Origin of the sequence: Actinocorallia aurantiaca (assembly GCF_039533685.1) — a bacterium.
Lineage (GTDB): Bacteria > Actinomycetota > Actinomycetes > Streptosporangiales > Streptosporangiaceae > Actinocorallia > Actinocorallia aurantiaca.
In genome coordinates this window covers 238,503-256,481 of record NZ_BAAATZ010000007.1, presented here as the reverse complement: position 1 = coordinate 256,481, position 17,979 = coordinate 238,503, and the positions used below count along the sequence as shown (strand labels likewise).

Sequence of the window (17,979 nt, the reverse complement as noted above, 5' to 3'; positions counted from 1 at the left end):
GGCCGCTGAGCGGGTGCGGATGGGGACGGAATATCATTTCCAGGGTGAAAACGTCGAGGTCACCCGGGGGAAGCCTGCTCGTCGCGGGGACGACGTCGGACGCGGGGAAGAGCGTCGTCACCGCAGGGGTGTGCCGGGCGCTGGCGCGGCGCGGGGTGCGGGTCGCGCCGTTCAAGGCGCAGAACATGTCGAACAACTCGATGGTCTGCGCCGACGGGGCGGAGATCGGGCGGGCGCAGTGGGTGCAGGCGCTGGCGGCGCGGGCAGAGCCCGAGGCGGCGATGAATCCGGTGCTGCTGAAGCCGGGGAGCGACCGGCGCAGCCATGTGGTGGTGATGGGGGAGCCCGCGGGGGCGATCGAGTCCTACGAATTCGCCGGGGGGCGGGTACGGCTCGCCGAGGCGGCCTTCGCGGCGTACGACGACCTTCGGAGCCGGTTCGACGTCGTCGTGTGCGAGGGCGCGGGAAGCCCGGCGGAGATCAACCTGCGGGCGAGCGACTACGTCAACATGGGGCTGGCGCGGCACGGCGGGATTCCCGTCGTGGTGGTCGGCGACATCGACCGGGGCGGGGTCTTCGCCGCGATGCACGGGACGGTCGCGCTGCTGGAGCCCGCCGACCAGCGGCTGATCGCGGGGTTCGTCATCAACAAGTTCCGGGGGGACGTCGGGCTGCTGAAGCCGGGGCTGGACATGCTGGAGGAGCTGTCCGGGCGGCGGGTGTTCGGGGTGCTGCCGTGGCGGCCCGACCTGTGGCTGGACTCGGAGGACGCGCTCGACCTGGAAGGGCGCAGGTCCACGCACCAGGCGGCGCTGCGGGTGGCCGTGGTGCGGTTCCCGAGGATCAGCAACTTCACCGACATCGACGCCCTGGGGACCGAGCCCGACGTCGACGTGGTGTTCGCGGGCAACACGCGGGCCCTGCAAGGAGCCGACGTCATCGTCCTGCCGGGGACCCGGGCGACGATCGCCGATCTGCGGTGGTTGCGGGAGCGCGGCATGGACGAGGTGGTGCTGGCGCACGCGCGGGCGGGGCGGCCGGTGCTGGGGATCTGCGGCGGCTTCCAGATGCTGGGGCGGATGATCACCGATCCCGACGGGGTCGAGGGAGCCGCCGGAGCGTCCGTCGAAGGGCTCGGGATGCTGGAAGTCGACACCCGGTTCTCCCCGCAGAAGGTCCTGCGTCTGCCCGAAGGAAGCGCCCTGGGCCATCCGGTCGAGGGGTACGAGATCCACCATGGCCGGATCACTCCCGCCGGAGGCGCCGAGGAATTCCTCGGGGGAGCGCGCGACGGGGCGGTGTACGGGACGATGTGGCACGGCAGCCTGGAGAGCGACGGGTTTCGCCGCGCCTGGCTCCGGGAGGTCGCGTCCGCCGCGGGGCACGAGGACTTCACGCCGGGCACCGAGGACTTCGCCGACCTGCGCGAACGCCGGCTCGACCTGCTCGGCGACCTCGTGGAGGAGCACCTCGACCTGGACGCGCTCCTCGAACTCGCCACCGAGGGCGTTCCGCCGGGTCTGCCGTCGTTGGAGCCGGGAGCGTCGCGATGACCGTACTGATCCTCGGCGGAACGGCCGAGGCCCGGGATCTCGCGCTCCTGCTCGAATCCCGGAACGTGCCGTTCGCGTCGTCGCTGGCCGGACGGGTGGCGCAGCCCCGGCTTCCCGTCGGGGAGGTGCGGATCGGAGGGTTCGGCGGGGTCGAGGGACTCGCCGCCCACCTGGAGGCGAACGGGATCGCGGCGGTCGTCGACGCGACGCATCCGTTCGCTCGGGGCATCTCGCGCAACGCCGTCGCCGCGTGCGCGCGGACGGGCGTGCCGCTCCTGCGCCTCGAGCGGCCCGGCTGGGAGTCCGCGCCGGGGAGCGACTCCTGGATCTGGGTCGGCACCCATGAGGAGGCCGCCGAGACCGCCGCGCGGACGGGGCGCGCGCCGTTCCTGACGACCGGCCGCCAGACGCTCGGGAGTTTCGTCGGTCCGCTGGCGGCCGCCGCGGCGGTGGTGCGGGTGGTGGACGCCCCCGAACTGGTGCTGCCGCCGTCGTGGACGCTGCTGCGGAGCCGCGGCCCCTACCTGCTGGACGGCGAGCGGGAGCTGCTGCGCGAGTACGGGTGCGACGTGCTGGTGACGAAGGACTCCGGCGGCGCCCACACGTGGCCGAAGATGGTCGCCGCCGGGGAACTGGGCATCCCCGTCGTCGTCGTGCGGCGGGAGAGCAGAACCGCCGGCGTCGAGGTGGTCGATGACCACGTCGAGGCCGGCGGCTGGCTCACCGCGAGGGGACTGGCCTGACCGGGGCGGGATCTCCGGCCGGGCCGAGCCGCCCGCTCAGGTGCGGACGCTCTCGATGAGCGCCTGCCGGACCTGTGCGGCCCGCGCGGCCCGCTGGACCAGCCCGCTGAGCACCACGGTGATCGTGCCCCACAGCACGGTCTGGGTGATCAGCGACGAGAAGCGGAAACCCCACAGCGTGTCGGCCGGGAAGTCGCCGGGGACCTCGTCGACCGTCGGAAGCGCCAGGCCGACGACCGTCACGAGGACGAGCCAGCCGAGCGCGGGGACCACGGAGGCGAGCCAGGCGTCGTTCCGCCGCGCCAGGCGGGCGGCGAGGATCACCGCGCCGACGGCGAGCAGCACCGAGACGGCCTGGAAGCCGAAGTAGGCGGCGGTCCGCGAACCGATGGTCTCTCCGCTGCCCACCGCGGGCGGGTTCGGCGGGTATTTGGCCCAGCTCACGAGAGCGAACGAGACGAAACCGACGACGGCGACGAGAGCCGTGGACGCGGCGGGCCGCAGCCTGCCGACGCGTCCGAGGGCGAAGGCCGCGGCGATCCCGACGATGCCGCCCAGCGCGACGCCGATGGCGATGGTCGCGGTGGCCAGGCCCGCCGTGGACTGCTGAGAGCGGCTGATGCCGCCCTCCTCCTCGTCATGGCTGTGGGCGGGCGTCCCTTCGGCGTGGGAGTGGTCGGAGGCGGCCGCCTCCTCGACGGCGATCGCGCCGTCGATATGGGGTTCGCCGAAGAAATAGGCGGCGCCGAAAGCGAGAATTCCGGCTATGAGACCGGCGATGAGGCCGTTGATGAGAAACGTCCTGGGACTCATGTCCTGCTCCTGAGTGCACAAAGGCAGCCCGAGGGAACATATGTCACTCGGGCATGGTGAAAAAGCCGGTCGCCCGGCGATAAAGGGGAGTGCCTCAGTGGCAGGGGTAGCCGAGGAGGTGGCGGCCGTCGTGGACCCACTCGTGAACGGCGGTTCCGGAGAAGAGCGAGAACGCTCCCTGCTCGGCGCCGACGAAGAAAACGGCGAGGGAGGCCAGGAGCGCGAAGAAGAAGGCCCACGGGGCGAGGGCGGAGAGGGGGAGCTTGGGAACGTCCAGCTCGGGGCCGGTCGTGGACACGTGAGACATGGAGACCTCCGTCAAGGGATACTGCGTCCCGTTGGATGGAACCTCGTCCTTGAGTGTCTGACTTCGCCGAAATCGACGTCACAGTAGCGCGACTGTGCCGGATTCACACCGGCTTCCTCGCGGACGATTAAGTGAGACGGTACAGGCTGCTTATATTTCGGTCAATTGGCGTATGGCTGGTCATTTATCGAAACAACGGATCCGATCACGGTCACGGCCGGCGCGGTCACCCCTTCGGCCCGCACCAGATCGGCGATCTTCGCGAGCGTCGAACGCACGACCCGCCGTCCGGGCGACGCGCCGTCCGCGATCGTCGCGGCCGGTGTGTCCGGCGGCATACCGGCCTCCACCAGCGCCCCCGCGATCTCGGGGAGGGTGCGCACGGCCATGAGGAACACCAGGGTCGTGCCCGACCCCGCGAGCGCCCGGTAGTCCACCGACGAGTCCGGATGGCCCGGCGGCACATGGCCGGACACCACGGTGAACCCCTGGGACGCACCCCGATGGGTGACCGGGATCTCGGCGAGCGCGGGCACCGCGACCGCCGAGGAGACTCCGGGGACCACGGTGACGGGCACCCCGGCGGCCCGGCAGGCGAGGAGCTCCTCGCCGCCGCGCCCGAAGACGAAGTTGTCGCCGCCCTTGAACCGCACGACGTGCGCCCCCGCCAAGGCGCGCTCCACGAGCAGCGCGTTGATGTCGTCCTGCGAGGCGGCCCGGCCCCAGGGCACCTTGGCGACGTCGATGACCTCGGCGTCCGGACGCGCCCAGCGCAGCGCGTCGAGAGGGGCGAGCCGGTCGGTGACGACGACGTCCGCGGACTCCAGCGCCTCCCGGCCGCTGACGGTCAGCAGCCCGGCGTCACCGGGGCCGCCGCCGACGAGCGTCACCCGCCCGAGCCCTCCGGCGGCCGGACTCTCCACGGCAGGAGCCCGCACGCACAGCACACGGGCCTTCTCCGACTCCCGCCCGATGGCCTCGTCGACCTCGGGCACGCTCGTCGCGGCCGCGGCGAGCCACACCCCGTCGAGGTCCCTGGACCGGAAGCCCCGCGCGCTCCACCGGACCAGCCCCCGCGCGGCGAGGTCCTCGACGGACGCGGTGACCGAGGGGGCGACCACGTGGACCCGCGCTCCGGCGGAGCGCAGCAGGGTGATCTGGCGCAGTGCCGGTTCTCCGCCGCCGAAGACGACGGCATCGCGACCGGACAGGTCCAGGGGATAAGGGCGTGTCATGACGTTCCCAAGCGAGGTGAGGTGAGAGCACCGGCGGAGAACCGGTGCGCGGCGGCGGCGAAACGCCGGGCCATGGACGGATGGCCCGCCCAGTGGGTATGCAGGTAGGAGGCGTGCACCGTCGGCGTACCGGAGCCGGTGCTGAAGCCCTCGGGCGAGCCGTCGACGGTCCAGGCCGCGTGACGTCCGGCAGGGGGCCCGACGACGGTCCGGTGGAACTCATGCCCCGTGACCTGCTCTCCGGCCTCGGCCAGCAGGGTGTTCCGCGGCGCGACGGCCTCCCGGTAGCCGAGGGTCAGGCGCGGGGACATCCTCGCCTCCGCGTCCAGCGCGCCCACCATCGGCTCGCCGTCCAGCGCCCGGCACAGGTAGAGCAGCCCGGCGCACTCGGCGACGACGGGAACGCCGTCGTCCACGGCCCGTCCGAGGGCCGTGCGCAGCGGCAGGTTCGCGCTCAGCTCGCTCGCGTGCACTTCGGGGAAGCCGCCGCCGAGGTAGAGGCCCGAGGTGCCGTCGGGCAGCCCGGGATCGGCGAGCGGATCGAAGCGCGCGACGTCGCATCCGGCCGCGCGCAGCAGCTCCTCGGTCTCGCTGTAGCGGAAGGTGAACGCCCGCCCGCCCGCGACCGCCACGACGGGCCGCCGGCCGGTGGGCGGCGAGACGTTCTCGGCGGCCGACCACGGGACGGCCTCCAGCGGCGGGGCCTGCCGGGCCAGGGCGACGATCCGCCGGAGGTCGACCTTCTCGGCGATCCGCGCCGACAGCCGCTCCAGGGCGCGGGCGGCGTCGTCCCGTTCCGCGACGGGGACGAGCCCGAGATGCCGGGACGGGGCGACGATCCCGTCGTCCCGGCTCAGGACGCCCAGAACCGGCACACCCGTCGGTTCCAGAGCGCGTCGGACCTCTCCGGCATGCCGGTCGGAGCCCGCCTTGTTCAGGATGACCCCGACGACGTCCAGCTCCGGGCCGTAGGCGACCATGCCCTGCACGACGGCCGCGATCGACCGCGAGGCGTGGGAGACGTCGACGACGAGCACGACGGGCGTGCCGGTGACCGCCGCGACATGGGCGGTCGAGGCGAAGCCGTCCCCGCCGAGCTTCCCGTCGTAGAGCCCCATGACGCCCTCGATGACGGCGATGTCGACGATCTCGGGGTTTCCCGCCCCGGCCAGCAGCAGCGGGACCAGCCGCTCCTCGCCGACCAGGTGCGGGTCGAGGTTGCGGCCCGGCAGCCCGGTCGCCAGCGAGTGGTAGCCGGGATCGATGTAGTCGGGCCCGACCTTGTGCCCGGACACCTTGTGCCCCGCCGCCCGCAGAGCCGCCATGAGCCCCGTCGCGACGGTCGTCTTGCCGTGGCCGGAGGCGGGAGCGGCGATGACCAGGCGCGGCAGCTCTACCATTCGATGCCCCGCTGGCCCTTCTGCCCGTCGTCCATCGGGTGCTTGACCTTCGTCATCTCGGTCACCAGGTCGGCGGTCTCCAGCAGCCGGGGGTGGGCCCGGCGTCCCGTCACGATCACGTGCTGGTGCCCCGGCCGGTTCGCGAGGGTCTCGACGACGTCCTCGGCGTCGACCCAGCCCCAGGCGATCGGGTAGGTGAACTCGTCCAGGACGTACAGGTCGTGGGCCCCGGCGGCGAGCCGGCGCTTGATCTCCGCCCAGCCCTCGGCCGCGTCGGCCGCGTGGTCGGCCTCCGACCCCCGCGTGCGCGACCAGGACCAGCCCGAACCCATCTTGTGCCACTCGACGGGCCCGCCCTCGCCGGTCTCGGCGTGCAGCCGGCCGAGCCGCTCCAGCACGGTCTGCTCGCCGACCCGCCACTTGGCGGACTTCACGAACTGGAACACCCCGATGTTCCAGCCCTGGTTCCAGCCGCGCATGGCCAGCCCGAACGCGGCGGTCGACTTCCCCTTGCCGTCGCCGGTGTGCACCATGAGCAGCGGCCGGTTGCGCCGCTGGCGGGTGGTGAGTCCGTCTTCGGGGACGTTCGACGGTTGGCCTTGAGGCATCAGGCACCCCTTCCGGGTGGTGATGATCGACGGGTGGGGCGGTCGGAACGGCGGGCGCCGGGTCAGGCGACCCGCTCCCGGACGGCGGCGGTCAGCGCGTCGGCGGCGACCTCGCCGAGCGGCACGTGCTCGGCGCGGAGCTCGACGCTGAGCCGGTGGGCCAGCCCCATGCGGAAGCGGCCCGTCTCGCAGTCGACGACCAGGGCCGCGACGCCCGTCCCGGCCAGCCACCGGGCGGCCTGCCGCGACCTGTCCACCGGGTCGCGGCCCGCCGTGGCGCGCCCGTCGGTGACGACGACGAGCAGGGGCCTGCGCCGGGGATCGCGCAGGCGCTCCAGCCGCAGCACCTCGGCCGCGGCGAGCAGGCCTTCGGCGATCGGGGTGCGGCCGCCCGCGGGCAGGTCCCTCAGGAGGGCGGCGGCGATGTCGACCGAGGACGTCGGGGGGAGCACCACCTCGGCGGCCGACTGACGGAACGTCACCAGGCCGACCTTGTCGCGGCGGCGGTAGGCGTCGAGGAGGAGGGAGAGGATCGCGGTCTTGACCTGCGCCATGCGGCGGCGGGCGGCCATGGAGCCGGAGGCGTCGACGCAGAACAGGATCAGGTTGGACTCACGGCCCTGGCTGACGGCGACCCGCAGGTCCTCGCCGCGTATGCGCAGGCCGGGGCCCTTCCGGCCGCGTGCGCGCTGGTGCGGGGCCGCGGCGCGGAGCGTCTCCGGCAGGTGGACGGTGCCGGTGCTCCCGTCGGGCCGGCGGGCGCCGACGCGGCGTCCCGTGCGGGTGAGGGCGGGCGAACGGCGTCCCGCCTCCCCGGTGCCGGTGCCCGCGACGCGGAAGACCTTGGGGCGGTAAGGGGCGTCGGGGGAGGCGACACCGGCGGTTCCGCTGTTCGTCTCCGTCTCCTCCGGTCCGGCGGGTTCGCCGTCGGACGCGGAGGGCCGGTCGTTGTCGAGGGGCGTCCAGGTCTCGTCGTCTCCGGAGCCTTCGCCCTGGTCGGGAGACGTACCCGAGGGCTCCGGGCCGGAGTCCGGCCCGGAGTCCGGCCCGGACGGCGGTTCCGGGGGAGACGGGTCGGACGGGGGAGGGTCCGGCGGGAGTTCGTCCTCGCCGAGGATCCGGTCGAGCAGGTCCTCGTCGATTCCGGGCGCGTCGAATGGGTTGCGGCGGCGCCGGTGCGGGAGCGCCAGGCGGGCCGCGGCCCGGACGTCCTCGCGGGTGACGGCGGCGCGGCCGTGCCAGGCGGCGTGTGCGGCGGCGGCCCTCGCGGTGACGATGTCGGCGCGCATGCCGTCGACCTCGAACGCCGCGCACACCTCGGCGATCTTGAGCAGGGCGGCGTCGCCGAGCACGACCCGCTCGAGCAGCTCCCGGGCCGTGCGGATGCGGCGGGTGAGCTTCAGCTCGGCGCCGGCGAACCGCGCGGCGAACCCGTCGGGATCGGCCTCGTAGGCCAGCCGCCGCCTGACGACCTCGACCCTGGTCCGCGGGTCCCGGGGCGCGGCGACCTCCACGGTCAGCCCGAACCGGTCGAGCAGCTGGGGCCGCAGCTCCCCCTCTTCAGGATTCATGGTGCCGACTAGGACGAACCGGGCGGCGTGCTCGATCGAGACCCCGTCGCGTTCGACCGTCGAGCGGCCCATCGCCGCGGCGTCCAGCAGCAGGTCGACCAGGTGGTCGTGCAGCAGGTTCACCTCGTCGACGTACAGGATGCCGCGGTGGGCGCGTGCCAGCAGCCCCGGCTCGTAGACCGTGACGCCCTCGTTGAGGGCCCTCTCCAGGTGCAGCGAGCCGAGCACCCGGTCCTCGGTCGCGCCGACGGGCAGTTCGACGAGCCGGACCGGCCGGGTCTCCACGGGCGCGTCCGTGGGGAACGGGCCGTCGGGGGAGAGCGGTTCTCGCTCGGCCGGGTCGCTGGAGAACCGGTCTCCGGCGACCACCTCGATGGGCGGCAGGATCCGGGCCAGCGCCCGCACCATGGTGGACTTGGCGGTGCCCTTCTCACCCCGCACGAGCACGCCGCCGACCGCCGGAGAGATCGCGGTGAGGGTGAGGGCGAGCGCCATGTCGTCGGAGCCGACGATCGCGCTGAAAGGGAAAAGCGATGGCATGTGAGGCTCCCGCTCGTCGTGCCGCCGATCGACGCACGAGGCCGGTCTTCGGACTTCCCAGGTCGACGCCTGAGTCACCGCAGCGGGCCTGTGCCGGACTCTCACCGGCTTCCCAGATTCTCCCCCGAAGGGGCACCTCGTGCTGAAGTACGCGCCAAGGCTACTCCCCGGTCGAGCCGGGAGGAACCATCGGGTCACCTGGCGCTATGGTCGTGCGCCATGACCTCCCGCATGACCGTGGTCGGCATCGGCGCCGACGGCTGGGCCCGGCTCGACGAGCCGACCCGCCGGACCGTCGAACGCGCCGGGACCCTGATCGGCGGCGAACGGCACCTGGCGATGGCGCCCCCCGTCGAAGGGCAGCGGCGGCTGCGCTGGCCGTCCCCGCTGCGCGCCGGGCTGCCCGCGCTGCTGGCGTCCTGCGACGGCGACGTGGTCGCGCTCGCCTCGGGCGACCCGCTGCTGTCGGGAGTGGGCAGCACCCTCATCGACCTCCTCGGCCCCGAGCGGGTCGAGATCATCCCGGCGCTCTCATCGGTCACGCTGGCCCGCGCCCGGATGCGGTGGCCCGCCGAGACGACGGCCGTGCTCAGCCTCGTCGGCCGCGACCCGCGCACCCTGCTGAGGCTGCTGACCCCCGGCCGCCGGATCCTCGTGCTCTCCGGCGACGGCACCACCCCCCGCCGTGTCGCCGAACTCCTGGTCGAGTCCGGGTTCGGGACGAGCGAGCTGACCGTCCTGTCCGACCTGGGAACCGCCCGAGAGGCCGCGTTCCGCGCCGTCGCCGCCGAGGGTGTGCCCGCCGAGCTCCCCGCACTCAACGTGATCGCGGTCGAATGCGCCGAGGCCCTAGCCGGAAGGTCGCTGGTGGCGGGCCTGCCCGACGAGGCGTTCGAGCACGACGGCCAGCTCACCAAACGCGACGTGCGGGCCTCCGCGCTGGCCCGGCTCGCCCCGATGCCCGGCCTGCTGCTGTGGGACGTGGGGGCGGGCGCGGGCTCGGTCGGCATCGAGTGGATGCGCGCCCACGCCTCCTGCCGGACGATCGCCGTCGAATCCCATCCCGACCGGGCCCGCCGGATCGAGACGAACGCCGCGGCCCTCGGCGTCCCCGGCCTGCGGGTCGTGCACGGCCGCGCACCCGAGGCCCTGGACGGCCTGGAAGCCCCCGACGCGGTCTTCGTCGGCGGCGGAGCCACCCGCGAAGGCGTGCTCGACCGCTGCTGGAAGGCCCTGCGTCCGGGCGGACGCCTGGTCGTCCACGGCGTCACCCTGCAGACAGAGGTCCTGCTCGCGGACAAGTACCGCGAACTGGGCGGCGAGCTGGTCCGCCTGAGCGTCGAGCAGCTCGCCCCTCTGGGCGCGTTCGACGGCTGGACACCCTCCAGGACCGTCACCCAATGGTCGCTCAGAAAGGAAGAACAGTGACCGTCCACTTCGTCGGAGCCGGACCCGGCGCCGCCGACCTGCTCACCCTGCGCGCCGTCAAGCTGCTGGAACGCGCGGACGTCTGCCTCTACCCCGGCACCTACATCGACGAGCACGTGCTGTCCCACTGCCGTGACGACGCCGTGCTCGTCGACACCCGGGACCTGGACCTCGACCAGATCGTCGCCCACCTGGCCGACGCCCACCACACGGGCCGCGACGTCGTCCGCCTCTGCTCCGGCGACCCGTCGGTCTACTCGGCCCTGGCGGAGCAGAGCAGCCGTCTGGACGAGCGCGGCGTCCCCTGGGACGTGACTCCCGGCGTCCCCGCCTACGCCGCGGCCGCGGCGCTCCTCGGCAAGGAGCTGACGGTCCCGCTGCTGTCCCAGTCCGTCGTCCTCACCCGCACCCGGGCCAGATCCACCGCCATGCCGGAAACCGAATCCCTCGCGGCCTTCGCCCGGACTCGAGCCACCCTCGTCCTCCACCTGGCCATCACCCGCATCCGGCACCTGGCGGCCGAACTCGTCCCCGAATACGGCCCCGGCTGCCCCGCCGTCGTCGTCGCCAACGCCTCCCAGCCCGCCGAGCTCATCCTCACCGGCACCCTGTTCGACATCGCCGACCAGGTGGAGGCCCATGGCCTGAGACAGGCCGCCGTCATCCTGGTGGGCCCCGCCCTGGATCCCGAGGCCCGCCGAGGCCGGGAGTCCTACCTGTACGACCCCCGCAGGGAACGCCGCAGGACGGCCCGCGAGGACTGAGTTCCTCCCTCTCCGGCCGGCTCGCCCTCACCGGGCGCGCTCAGGACGTCGGCATGCAGAACGACGAGACCGTCACGCTTCCCGGCGACCCGTTCCCGCTGGAGAAGGCCCCCTGCCACCGCCGGACGGACGGCTGGAAACTCCGCACGAGGACCGGTGACGCGGCGGTGAACGCCCCGCTGACCAGCACGGTGTCCGCCGGGCATTCGCCTCCGGCCGCGACCGCCGAACCGCTCGCGGGCACCGTCACGGCCTCGCCGGGCACCGTGACGGGCTCCCTCACCACTCCGGGCGGGCTAGGGTCCCCCTTGTTCCCCTTTTCGCCCTTGTCTCCCTTTTCTCCTTTCTCACCGTCCCTGCCGTCTCTTCCGTCCCTGCCGTCAGCACCGTCCCTGCCGTCCGAGCCGTCCGAGCCGTCCGAGCCGTCCGTACCGTCCTTGCCATCCACGCCGTCCACACCATTTGGGCCGTCTCTTCCATCCCTGCCGTCCGCACCGTCCCTGCCCGTATCGCCTTTCTCTCCCTTGCGGCCTTTGCGTCCCTTGGGGCCGGTGCATTTGGCTTTGACGAGGACGAGCTTATGCTTGTATCCCCCTTTTTTAACCTTCACTCGCTTGTAGCACCCTACGCTCGAGTCCAGGGCATCGGCGGGACCGGTGGAAAGGGTGAAGGCAGTGGCGGTCGCCACTGCCAGAAAAAAGACTGACAGCCGCATAAGAAGCATTCTTCTCTCTTGTCCGACACCGTCCGGACCTGGTCGCCGGATGACAGGAACAGGAGATCATTTATGCGCCCGCGCAGGGCTTTTCCTCATTATGGATATGGTCGAGGATCGTTAATGCCGGGCGGTCTCGGGACGTCGGCCGGACGGCCTGCCCGCCGTCGGGCACGAGGGACGAACGGTGGCTGAGCAGCACCACGATCGCCGCGATGAGCACGAGGAGCGCGACGGCGCTGAGCGCTCTGGCCCAGCCCTGCGCGTCCGGGTCCAGGATCCGGCCGCCGACGGAGAGCACGAGGAAGAACACGATGGTCCCGGTGAGGCTCCACCACGTGTAACGGCGGAAGCCGCCCAGCCCGCTCCCACGTCCCCTTCAGTCACTACTGCGCGTGTCGGCCCTGCCGCAGGCTGGTTCCTCCACGGCATCTGGGACTTCGTCCACCTCAAGAAGGACGCGGTGGTGTCCCGCTCCTACGCGAAGTGGTGCGGAACCCTCGACGTCCTGGTCGCGATCCAGCTCGTCATACCGGACCCTGGCCGCCGAACTAGTCCCCGCCTACGGCCCCGACTGCCCGGTCGCCGTCGTCGCCAACGCCTCCCAGCCCACCGAACTGATCCTCACCGGCACTCTCTCCGACATCGCCGACCAGGTTGAGTCCCGCGGCCTCCGCCAGGCCGCGGTCATCCTCGTGGGCCCGCCCTGGACCCCGAGTCCAGACGAGGCCGCGAGTCCCACCTGTACGACCCCCGCCGACACCGCGGCCCGGCCGAGCCCGACCGCTGAGCCGCGGCCGACGGCGACCCGCCGGGGATCCGGGTCCTGGCCGGCTCACCTCTCCCCGGTGGCGAAGGCGAGGATCTCGGGGCCGGTCTCGTTCAACGGGTCCTGCAGGACGAAGAGGACCCGGTCGGTGGTGACGAGGAGGTCGGGCCTCCATCCCGATGGAGCCGTGTAGCCGACCGTGAGCCTGCGGGTCTCTGCGCCTGAGCCGGGGTCGAGCGAGGTGAGGTCGAGTCGTCAGCCGCCTGGGCGCCAAGGGAGTGGGCGAGATCGGCCTCGTAGGGGTCTCAGCCGCCGTGTGCAACGCCATTTTCCATGCCACCGGCCGCCGCATCCGCAGCACCCCGATGACCCCGGACAAGGTCATGCGCCCCTGACAGGATCCCGCGGACGAGGCCGAACTCTCAGTTCTTCGCGGGGGTCCGCCTGCCGGTGGGACGCCACCAGGGGGCGGTTCCGCTCAGGTCGCGCTGGACGTTGGTGACGCAGTGGATGTCCCCGCCCGCGGTGCCGACGTTGTGCGCGTAGTCCCAGTCCTCGATCCAGTGGACGCGGACGCCGACCCGGTCCAGGGCCTGTTCGGCGGCCTGCTGGAACACGTCCTGCCCGTTCTGTCGCGGTCCGTGCTGGGCGGGGGCCAGGTATCCGCCGGTTCCCGTGCTGATGCCGTTGGCGATGTCGGGTAGGTAGGTGAGGGTCAGGTCCTTGCGCGGGTAGTCGTCGGGCAGATCGAGCCGGGTGAACGTCGCGGGAAGGCGAATGATGTCCTCCTCTGTGATCCCCGCTCCGTCGCGGAGCTGTCGCAGTGCCCGCTCGACGCCGGCCGCGGCGATGCGGGTGCCGTTCACCAGCTCCGGCTTGGAGAGGGCCTGGGCCACGGTGAGGCCGGGGAAGGGCGTGTCGGCTGGTGCGATGCCCTGGACGAGCGGCTGCCCGCCGCCGCCATCGCGGGCGACCTGCTTCAGGAGGTCCATTCCCAGCTGGGGATCGGCGATGACCATGGCCCAGCCCTTGCCGCCCTGTTTGGGCACGAAGTGGAGGAACTCGTCGAGGTGCCCCACGCCGAGCCAGCTGGTGTCGACGGCGAGCGGAGCCTGGTGGCCCTGGGCCTCCAGCATCCGGATGAACGTCGCATCCGGGGTGAACTCGCCCTCACCTCCGTAGATGATCCGCCCGGCGGGGTACCCGTCGTACGGCGGGATCGTCCCGAAGTTGCCGCTCGAGCTCGCCGACCCGTAGTACAGGTTGTCGTCGGGGCGGTCGACGGCCTTCGGGTCGAACTGCTGGAGCCCCGCGACGCCCGGGCCGCGCATCATGGTGAACACGGGCCGGGAGGCGTCCCGCAGCGGGCGGTCGCGGGCCGGGAAGTCCGGGGGCACGGCCGGGGACCGGAGATTGACCACGATGTGGTGCTCCTTGCCGTCCTGTCCCGGCATGGACGCGTATCCGGCCTTGAACATGTCGCCCATCCACTGGTCGCCGCCCGCCGGCGACTCGATGAACGGTTTGCGCAGTCCCTCGGCGTCGAGGCCGCGCCGCAGGTCGCGCCGGTAGGCCTTAGCCCCCGGGGTCGCCTTGCCGGGCGCGTTCCCTCCTTCGAGGGTCACGGGAGCTTCGGGGTTCGCCACCACGGCCCGATCCAGGCGCAGGAGGTCGTGCTGGAAGAGCACCGGCGCCACGCGCAGCCGCACGGTATCGCTCCGGACCCGGCCGCCGTCGGTGATGGTGAGGGTGAGGTCGCCGAACCCGGACCAGACGGCCGGATCACGGACGAAGTCGCGCGCTTCGACCGCCAGCCGGACCCCGCGGCGCAATTCGTCCGCGCGGATCTCCCCATCCGCACCGAGCGCCGTGAGGTGCCCGTCGCGGGTGATGAAGATCCTCACCTTGTCCCGTGAAGGGGCATCGGGCAGCAACGTCGCCCGCGCGGAGGCCGAGACCCCCTTGACCGCCGGTATCTCCAGCGGCGCCAGGTCGGCGGTGTCGTCCACGCCGTTCACCACCGCGTCCGCGGCGTCGTCGCAGGCGGCCAGCACCGCATCGGTGAGCCGCTTTCCGCCTCGGCCCGCCGCGGGGCAGCGCGAGGCGTCATCGTCGAGGTTCGGCAACATGATCGCGCCGCGGACGTCCGTCCAGCTCCCGCGCCGGTCATCGTCAGCGGGCGACAGCCGCCCGTCGCGGTCGGTGTCCGCCCGCAGCAGCGCTTTGCCCGGTGACGCGCTCATCGGTGAGGCCCCGGCCGTCAGACCGCACGCGGTGAGCTGGGCGAGCACGACCGCGAACACCCCGATCCCTGCAATTCGCTTGTGATCGTTCATGGGAACAAGCCTCAGACCCGCGGCCCCACCGGGACATCCGCCGTTCGGCAGATCTTTCCTCCGGCCACCACGGCAGAGCGGATACGACCACGGTCTCAGCTGACACATTCCCAGGAGGAAATCCGGTTGTCCGGAAAGAGGGCGATACGGGAATGTTCCGGGATGGAGATCTTCGAGATCCGGGCCGACTACGACCGGGACAGCATCGTCGTCTACCAGGCGTACGGCCGGGCGATAGGAGAGCCGGCCGTGGCCGCGGGCCGGTTCGTGCCCCCGTTCTCCCGCGACCGGATGACCTGGATCAAGCCGTCGTTCCTGTGGCTGATGGGCCGCAGCGGCTGGGCGGGAAAACCGGGCCAGGAGATGGTGCTGGCCGTCCGCATCACCCGCGAAGGCTGGGAGAAGGCCCTGCGCGAAGCCGTCCTCACCAGCCCGGACCGCCGCGTATACGCTGACAGCGCAGTCTGGCGTGAACGTATGAAGAGCGCCCCCGTGCGCGTCCAATGGGACCCCGAACGCACTTTGAGAGGCGCCCACCTGGACGCACGCAGCATCCAGGTGGGCCTCAGCCGCCACATCATCGACGAGTACGCCGATAACTGGACGGTCGGCATCACCGACCTGACACCCGCCGTCCGGAAAATCCGCGATCTGCTGCGCCAAGGAAGGGAAGACAAGGCACGCGCCCTGCTCCCTCCCGAAAAGGTCTACCCGCTACCCGAAGAACTGGTGCTCTCCCTGGGAATGCGCGCTTGACGAGACCGGCCCACGGTGGCCGCTCTCTCCGGCGGGATCATTTCTTCCAGGAGCCGAAGGCCTGGGTCTCGGGCGCGTCGCTCCAGGAGCCCGGGTCGATGAAGAGGGCGAGTTCGGGGGTGCTGTGGAGTTCGAGGACCCGGGGACGGGAGAAGGCACGGGGGACGTGGGAGCGGTGGGTCTCGGCGCCTGAGGCAGGATCGAGGACGGCGAGGGCGGCCGGGGCCCCGCCGGAGGAAGCGGCCACGAGGAGTTCGGAGCCGGTGAGGTGCACGGCTTCGACACCGTCTTCGAAGCGGGCGCTCCACAGGATTTCGCCGGTGAAGGAGAGGGCGCGGACGCTTGTGGTTCCGGACTGGTCGACCACGGTGTGAATGCGTTCCTCTCCGACCAGGACGGGAAGATCTCTTGCCAGGGTGTCGGCGGGGAGGGCGGCCAGGCGCCGTCCCGTGGCGGCCTCGAAGACGAGGAGTTCCCGTCCGACGTCCGCGGTCTTCCGCGACCGCACCACCACGGGGTCGGCGGAGAGCACGGACGCCTCCCCGAGCGGGACACCGGTACCGAGCACGGCGGACCAGGAGGAGCCGGTGCCGAGCTCGTTCACGACGAGCCGGACGGAGTCGTCCTTCGCGCAGAAGAAGACGGCCGCGACCCTGCCGCCGTCGAGGGCCAGCGAGTCGTCCCACGCGCGAGGCCTGCACCCCGAGGGGGGACGCGGAGTGCGACGAGGCTCACCCGTCCGCAGGTCGAGGACGTCCAGGCCCACGCTGGAGAAGACGGCCGCGATTCCGGAGTCGGCCGCCACCCCTGTCAGGTACCCGCGGTGTTCATCGGGGTTCTCGGAAGTGCCATGGGTCCACAGGGGGCGTCCCGTATTCAGATCGAGCGCCGTCACCCGGTCGCAGATCCCGCCCTTCGTGGCGGAGGAGACGAGGCCGACCCCCTCGTCCGCGGATGAGCTCGTCCCGCACACCTCCTCCGGAGCGGAGACCCGGTGGTTCCAGAGCTCTTTCCCGTCCTTCAACCCGTGCGCGAACACCCCGTCCACCCGCGCCCGGACGAGCGCGTCACCGGTGACCCAGTAGCCCTTCCATTCCGGATCCTTGGGAACATCGGCCGGTATCGCCCACCGCTTTTCCAGCTCGTCATACCGGATCTCCTGGAAGAGCACGTACCCGGATCCCGCCGCCACGAGGGTGAAGAACGCGAGGGCCCCCGCCGACAGCCCGCGTCGCGGAACGCCCTTCCGCCGAACGAGAAGGAAGAACAGCAGCAATCCGCAGGCCGTCACCAGCAGAAAGGCTGGAAAGAAGGTGTCGTGATTCCATGGCTGGAAACCCAGGGCGAGGTTCAATGCGATTCCGCCGAACAGCACCAGTGACACCAGTGACTTCTTTCCCATGGCGGAAACGCTATACCGGCACAAGGATCCCTTTCATCCTCAGGGATCCGGTCGCGGTGGCGGCGCTCAGCAGATCCGACGATTCTCATCAGGCTCACTGAGCGCGTCCACGCGCCCGTTGGGACCCTTCCTCTAAGCTGCCGCAATGCCCCGAAAAGCGGAGTCCGTACGGTCGCTCGACGCCCGGAGGAGTCTGTTGTTCCTAGCGCTGCTGCCCGGCCTGTACGTCCAGTACCTCCAAGTCTCCGCCGCCATCGAGTGGCTCCGCAGCGACAGGCCCGAGGAGATCTACATCGGGCTTGCCAGCCTTCTCGAGCTCAACCGGGGATTCAATCTCCTGGCCCTGGTGCCGGCGTCTCGTCGACCGGCTTCCCGTCACGTCCGGATCGCAACTGACCGTCCAGGCCTGCGGGTCCCTCGTCGAGGCCGCGCTCGTGGTCCCTGGGATGGCGCTGACCGTCTGGATGGTCCAGTGCATCACCCGGGCACAACGTGACGACCACGGACTGCGCCCGAAACCCTTCGCCCTCACCCGGCCGGGCGGCGAGGCGGAAGCCGATGGCGCCGCTTGAAGAGTCCGGGGCGTCCTTCGTACGGGCCCTCCTACTTACGGGCGCGGGGTCTGGTCCGCCGCCCTCCTGACCACCGACGGACCCGACCGCACCGGCGGTTTCACGCGCCTGTCCCAGCTGCTGGACTCGCCGCTGCGGCCATGGAAGGAGGTCAGCCCAGCTCCTCTTCGGCGAGGTGGAGGAGGACGTTGATCAGGCGTGCCTTGAGGGGGAGGTCCTCGGCGAGGTGGTCCGGGGTTCGGACGTCCCAGGTGGTGGTCTGGAGAGCGATGTCCTGAGCGCGGGGCTCGTCCTCGGTGACGAGCGCCAGGGCGAGGTCCAGGGTGGGGCTCGGCCCGTCCAGGGTGGCGCGGAAATCGGTGAACCGCTGGAGGTGCGTCGCGGCCGCCGGCGGGTTGAGCGTGGCCATAAGGAGCAGCTGGGCTTTGTGGGCTTGCGGCGATCGCTGCCACAGGGTCAGCAGGGCG

Annotated in this window: 16 protein-coding genes and 1 riboswitch; of the genes, 5 read left to right on the top strand and 11 right to left on the bottom strand. The window is 71.8% G+C overall.

Annotated features, from left to right (window positions below; translation table 11 throughout):
• The first annotated feature begins 35 nt into the window (after positions 1-35).
• Together ABD327_RS11655 and ABD327_RS11650 are read left to right on the top strand one after the other, a co-directional pair.
• Positions 36-1,553, top strand: a complete 1,518-nt coding sequence (locus ABD327_RS11655) for a cobyric acid synthase (protein WP_425547095.1) — start codon at positions 36-38, stop codon at positions 1,551-1,553.
• On the top strand, positions 1,550-2,296 hold the full coding sequence (locus ABD327_RS11650) for a cobalt-precorrin-6A reductase (RefSeq protein ID WP_344450322.1): 747 nt from the start codon (positions 1,550-1,552) through the stop codon (positions 2,294-2,296). The genes ABD327_RS11655 and ABD327_RS11650 overlap by 4 nt, the downstream gene beginning before the upstream one ends.
• Positions 2,297-2,332: 36 nt before the next feature.
• On the opposite strand, the gene ABD327_RS11645 is transcribed toward ABD327_RS11650, so the two are convergent.
• The 6 genes from ABD327_RS11645 to ABD327_RS11620 form a co-directional block, all read right to left on the bottom strand.
• Positions 2,333-3,109 carry a CbtA family protein gene (locus tag ABD327_RS11645; protein WP_344450321.1) on the bottom strand — a complete coding sequence of 259 codons (777 nt, stop codon included), beginning with the start codon at positions 3,107-3,109 and terminating at the stop codon, positions 2,333-2,335.
• Positions 3,110-3,203: 94 nt separating this feature from the next.
• On the bottom strand, positions 3,204-3,416 hold the full coding sequence (locus ABD327_RS11640) for a CbtB domain-containing protein (protein WP_344450320.1): 213 nt from the start codon (positions 3,414-3,416) through the stop codon (positions 3,204-3,206).
• A gap of 161 nt (positions 3,417-3,577) precedes the next feature.
• Entirely contained in the window at positions 3,578-4,651 is a 1,074-nt protein-coding gene (gene cobA, locus ABD327_RS11635; protein WP_344450319.1) for a uroporphyrinogen-III C-methyltransferase, read from the bottom strand.
• Positions 4,648-6,051, bottom strand: a complete 1,404-nt coding sequence (locus tag ABD327_RS11630; RefSeq protein WP_344450318.1) for a cobyrinic acid a,c-diamide synthase CobB — start codon at positions 6,049-6,051, stop codon at positions 4,648-4,650. Before ABD327_RS11630 ends, cobA begins: the two co-directional genes overlap by 4 nt.
• The gene (gene cobO, locus ABD327_RS11625) at positions 6,045-6,659 is read right to left on the bottom strand and encodes a cob(I)yrinic acid a,c-diamide adenosyltransferase (RefSeq protein ID WP_344450317.1); all 615 of its coding nucleotides are present in this window, start codon (positions 6,657-6,659) and stop codon (positions 6,045-6,047) included. The genes ABD327_RS11630 and cobO overlap by 7 nt, the downstream gene beginning before the upstream one ends.
• 62 nt (positions 6,660-6,721) lie before the next feature.
• Entirely contained in the window at positions 6,722-8,770 is a 2,049-nt protein-coding gene (locus ABD327_RS11620) for a VWA domain-containing protein (protein ID WP_344450316.1), read from the bottom strand.
• Positions 8,771-8,792: 22 nt separating this feature from the next.
• A riboswitch (cobalamin riboswitch) is annotated at positions 8,793-8,925 on the bottom strand.
• A gap of 64 nt (positions 8,926-8,989) precedes the next feature.
• Here ABD327_RS11620 and cbiE point away from each other — a divergent pair.
• Together cbiE and ABD327_RS11610 are read left to right on the top strand one after the other, a co-directional pair.
• Positions 8,990-10,198, top strand: coding sequence for a precorrin-6y C5,15-methyltransferase (decarboxylating) subunit CbiE (cbiE, locus tag ABD327_RS11615; protein WP_344450315.1), 1,209 nt, complete (start codon positions 8,990-8,992; stop codon positions 10,196-10,198).
• Positions 10,171-10,962 carry a cobalt-precorrin-4/precorrin-4 C(11)-methyltransferase gene (locus tag ABD327_RS11610; RefSeq protein ID WP_344450314.1) on the top strand — a complete coding sequence of 264 codons (792 nt, stop codon included), beginning with the start codon at positions 10,171-10,173 and terminating at the stop codon, positions 10,960-10,962. The genes cbiE and ABD327_RS11610 overlap by 28 nt, the downstream gene beginning before the upstream one ends.
• A gap of 40 nt (positions 10,963-11,002) precedes the next feature.
• Here the strand turns inward: ABD327_RS11610 and ABD327_RS11605 are convergent, their stop codons facing one another.
• The 3 genes from ABD327_RS11605 to ABD327_RS11590 all read right to left on the bottom strand — a co-directional run bounded on the left by ABD327_RS11605 (position 11,003) and on the right by ABD327_RS11590 (position 14,782).
• Positions 11,003-11,677, bottom strand: coding sequence for a collagen-like domain-containing protein (locus tag ABD327_RS11605; RefSeq protein WP_344450313.1), 675 nt, complete (start codon positions 11,675-11,677; stop codon positions 11,003-11,005).
• A gap of 70 nt (positions 11,678-11,747) precedes the next feature.
• The gene (locus ABD327_RS11600) at positions 11,748-11,990 is read right to left on the bottom strand and encodes a hypothetical protein (protein WP_344450312.1); all 243 of its coding nucleotides are present in this window, start codon (positions 11,988-11,990) and stop codon (positions 11,748-11,750) included.
• Between the two features lie 878 nt (positions 11,991-12,868).
• Positions 12,869-14,782: a protein-arginine deiminase family protein gene (locus ABD327_RS11590; protein ID WP_344450311.1), complete on the bottom strand. Its 1,914-nt coding sequence runs from the start codon at positions 14,780-14,782 to the stop codon at positions 12,869-12,871.
• Between the two features lie 162 nt (positions 14,783-14,944).
• On the opposite strand from ABD327_RS11590, the gene ABD327_RS11585 reads away from it, so the two are divergent.
• Entirely contained in the window at positions 14,945-15,538 is a 594-nt protein-coding gene (locus ABD327_RS11585) for a DUF4291 domain-containing protein (RefSeq protein WP_344450310.1), read from the top strand.
• Between the two features lie 37 nt (positions 15,539-15,575).
• Here ABD327_RS11585 and ABD327_RS11580 read toward each other — a convergent pair whose 3' ends face one another.
• Both ABD327_RS11580 and ABD327_RS11575 read right to left on the bottom strand, forming a co-directional pair.
• The gene (locus ABD327_RS11580; protein WP_344450309.1) at positions 15,576-16,940 is read right to left on the bottom strand and encodes an outer membrane protein assembly factor BamB family protein; all 1,365 of its coding nucleotides are present in this window, start codon (positions 16,938-16,940) and stop codon (positions 15,576-15,578) included.
• Between the two features lie 723 nt (positions 16,941-17,663).
• On the bottom strand, positions 17,664-17,979 hold a 316-nt coding region (locus ABD327_RS11575), incomplete at its 5' end, for a hypothetical protein (protein WP_344450308.1).